This is a genomic window from Pseudoalteromonas sp. TAE79 (genome assembly GCF_000498015.1).
Lineage (GTDB): Bacteria > Pseudomonadota > Gammaproteobacteria > Enterobacterales > Alteromonadaceae > Pseudoalteromonas.
In genome coordinates, this window is sequence record NZ_AUTL01000093.1 from 1 (window position 1) to 804 (window position 804).

Genomic DNA, 804 nt, shown 5'->3' on the forward strand with positions numbered 1-804 from the left:
GAGCAAGGGCAAGTTAATGCCAATAAAGATGCTTCAACAGGTAGTGTAGGCACTAGCAATGAGCAAACTGTTAACTCAACTTCAGGCATAAATAATCCGAATGCTAGCAGCCCAGCAACCGGAACAGAGCAAATTAATGCCAATGAAGATAAGCAGCAAGGTAATGCTTCGACTACTTCATCAACTACTGGTAGTACAGAATCGGGGGGAAATACCCAAGTTGCAGGCACTAATACTTCTGTTGCTGGCGCTACTCAAGCAGCACCAGCTCAACCGCAAAATGGTGGGAATGATGACAAGCAAATCGAACAAGGGCAAGGTAATACTAATGCTTCAACAGGTACACTAGGCACTAGCAATGAGCAAACTGTTAACTCAAATTCAGGTGTAAATAACCCAAATGCTAATGCTTCATCAACTGTTGGCAGTCCAGTAGCGGGCGCAAACACCACTGTTGCGGGCGCTACTCAGGCGATGGCAGCTCAACCGCAAAATGGTAGCAGTGAGGACAAGCAAACTGAGCAAGGGCAAGTTAATGCCAATAAAGATGCTTCAACAGGTAGTGTAGGCACTAGCAATGAGCAAACTGTTAACTCAACTTCAGGCATAAATAATCCGAATGCTAGCAGCCCAGCAACCGGAACAGAGCAAATTAATGCCAATGAAGATAAGCAGCAAGGTAATGCTTCGACTACTTCATCAACTACTGGTAGTACAGAATCGGGGGGAAATACCCAAGTTGCAGGCACTAATACTTCTGTTGCTGGCGCTACTCAAGCAGCACCAGCTCAACCGCAAAATGGT

1 protein-coding gene is annotated in these 804 nt (G+C 45.8%); it reads left to right on the plus strand.

The features are described 5' to 3' along the window. Nucleotides 1–804 (plus strand): hypothetical protein (locus L655_RS1000000127410; RefSeq protein WP_024604272.1); only part of this gene is annotated, 804 nt, incomplete at both ends.